The sequence below is a fragment of the Acinetobacter sp. YH12231 genome, from assembly GCF_013417755.1.
GTDB classification, from domain to species: domain Bacteria; phylum Pseudomonadota; class Gammaproteobacteria; order Pseudomonadales; family Moraxellaceae; genus Acinetobacter; species Acinetobacter amyesii.
Genome location: NZ_VPDJ01000055.1, coordinates 1 through 2,924, shown reverse-complemented (window position 1 = coordinate 2,924; position 2,924 = coordinate 1). Strand labels below are relative to the sequence as shown.

The window sequence follows — 2,924 nt, the reverse complement described above, 5'->3', positions numbered from 1 at the left end:
TTGGGTGTTGTATAGTCAAGCCTCACGAGCAATTAGTATTGGTCAGCTTCATGCGTCACCGCACTTCCACATCCAACCTATCAACGTCGTAGTCTTCAACGGCTCTTTAGTGGACATAAAGTCCAAGGGAAATCTTATCTTGAGGTAGGCTTCCCGCTTAGATGCTTTCAGCGGTTATCCCTTCCGAACATAGCTACCCGGCGATGCGACTGGCGTCACAACCGGTACACCAGAGGTTCGTCCACTCTGGTCCTCTCGTACTAGGAGCAGATCCTCTCAAATTTCCAGCGCCCACGGTAGATAGGGACCGAACTGTCTCACGACGTTCTAAACCCAGCTCGCGTACCTCTTTAAATGGCGAACAGCCATACCCTTGGGACCTGCTTCAGCCCCAGGATGAGATGAGCCGACATCGAGGTGCCAAACACCGCCGTCGATATGAACTCTTGGGCGGTATCAGCCTGTTATCCCCAGAGTACCTTTTATCCGTTGAGCGATGGCCCTTCCATACAGAACCACCGGATCACTAAGACCTACTTTCGTACCTGCTCGACTTGTGGGTCTCGCAGTTAAGCGCGCTTTTGCCTTTATACTCTACGCGTGATTTCCGACCACGCTGAGCGCACCTTCGTACTCCTCCGTTACTCTTTAGGAGGAGACCGCCCCAGTCAAACTACCCACCAGACATGGTCCTCGTCCCGGATAACGGGACAGAGTTAGAACCTCAATATTACCAGGGTGGTATTTCAAGATTGGCTCCACCGAAACTAGCGTCTCGGTTTCAAAGCCTCCCACCTATCCTACACAAGTAAGATCAAAGTTCAATGTCAAGCTGCAGTAAAGGTTCACGGGGTCTTTCCGTCTAGCCGCGGGTACACCGCATCTTCACGGCGATTTCGATTTCACTGAGCCTCTGCTGGAGACAGCGCCCCCATCATTATGCCATTCGTGCAGGTCGGAACTTACCCGACAAGGAATTTCGCTACCTTAGGACCGTTATAGTTACGGCCGCCGTTTACTGGGGCTTCGATCAAGAGCTTCGCTTACGCTAACCCCATCAATTAACCTTCCAGCACCGGGCAGGCATCACACCCTATACGTCCACTTTCGTGTTTGCAGAGTGCTATGTTTTTAATAAACAGTTGCAGGGGCCTGGTTTCTGTGGCTGCTCTCAGCTCAGGAAGCAAGTTCCATCACCAAAAGCAGCGTACCTTCTCCCGAAGTTACGGTACCATTTTGCCTAGTTCCTTCAGCAGAGTTCTCTCAAGCGCTTTGGTCTACTCGACCTGACCACCTGTGTCGGTTTCGGGTACGATTCCAGTGTAACTGAAGCTTAGAGACTTTTCCTGGAAGTATGGTATCAGCCACTTCACTGTACAAGTACAGCTTGCTGTCAGATCTCAGCATAGAGTACCCCGGATTTGCCTAAGATACATGCCTACTTCCTTTCACCTGGACAACCAACGCCAGGCTGACTTAACCTTCTCCGTCCTCTCATCGCATTACACTGAAGTATTGGAATATTAACCAATTTCCCATCGACTACGCCTCTCGGCCTCGCCTTAGGGGTCGACTCACCCAGCCCCGATTAACGTTGGACTGGAACCCTTGGTCTTTCAGCGAACGGGTTTTTCACCCGTTTTGTCGTTACTCACGTCAGCATTCGCACTTCTGATACCTCCAGCAGACTTCTCAATCCACCTTCATCGGCTTACAGAACGCTCCCCTACCACTTACACTAATGTGTAAATCCGCAGCTTCGGCATATAGTTTTAGCCCCGTTACATCTTCCGCGCAGGCCGACTCGACTAGTGAGCTATTACGCTTTCTTTAAAGGGTGGCTGCTTCTAAGCCAACCTCCTAGCTGTCTATGCCTTCCCACATCGTTTCCCACTTAACTATAATTTTGGGGCCTTAGCTGGCGGTCTGGATTGTTTTCCTCTTGACTACGGACGTTAGCACCCGCAGTCTGTCTCCCGGATAGTACTCATTGGTATTCGGAGTTTGCATCGGTTTGGTAAGTCGGGATGACCCCCTAGCCGAAACAGTGCTCTACCCCCAATGGTATTCGTCCGAGGCGCTACCTAAATAGCTTTCGGGGAGAACCAGCTATCACCGAGTTTGATTAGCCTTTCACCCCTATCCACAAGTCATCCCCTGGCTTTTCAACGACAGTGGGTTCGGTCCTCCAGTTAGTGTTACCCAACCTTCAACCTGCTCATGGATAGATCACCCGGTTTCGGGTCTACACCCAGCAACTAAACGCCCTATTAAGACTCGATTTCTCTACGGCTCCCCTAATCGGTTAACCTTGCTACTGAATGTAAGTCGCTGACCCATTATACAAAAGGTACGCAGTCACCAAACAAGTTGGCTCCCACTGCTTGTATGCATGCGGTTTCAGGATCTATTTCACTCCCCTCACAGGGGTTCTTTTCGCCTTTCCCTCACGGTACTGGTTCACTATCGGTCAGTCAGGAGTATTTAGCCTTGGAGGATGGTCCCCCCATATTCAGACAAGGTTTCACGTGCCTCGCCCTACTCGACATCATTATCTAAGCCCTTTCGCGTACAGGACTATCACCTACTATGGTCGCACTTCCCAGAGCGTTCCACTAAAGCTTAGATAACTTAATGGGCTTTTCCCCGTTCGCTCGCCGCTACTGAGGGAATCTCAATTGATTTCTTTTCCTAAGGGTACTGAGATGTTTCACTTCCCCTCGTTCGCCTCATAAACCTATGTATTCAGTTTATGATACCCGCCTTATAGCGGGTGGGTTTCCCCATTCAGAAATCTCCGGATCACAGGATATTTGCCGCCTCCCCGGAGCTTATCGCAGGCTATTACGTCTTTCATCGCCTCTGACTGCCAAGGCATCCACCACATGCACTTAATTACTTGACTATACAACCCCAAACAGTCG

General features: G+C 50.5%; 1 rRNA gene. It reads right to left on the bottom strand.

The features are described from left to right. Window positions 1-11: 11 nt before the first annotated feature. Window positions 12-2,905: ribosomal RNA gene (locus FTV11_RS16815) — 23S ribosomal RNA — on the bottom strand. Window positions 2,906-2,924: the final 19 nt, after the last annotated feature.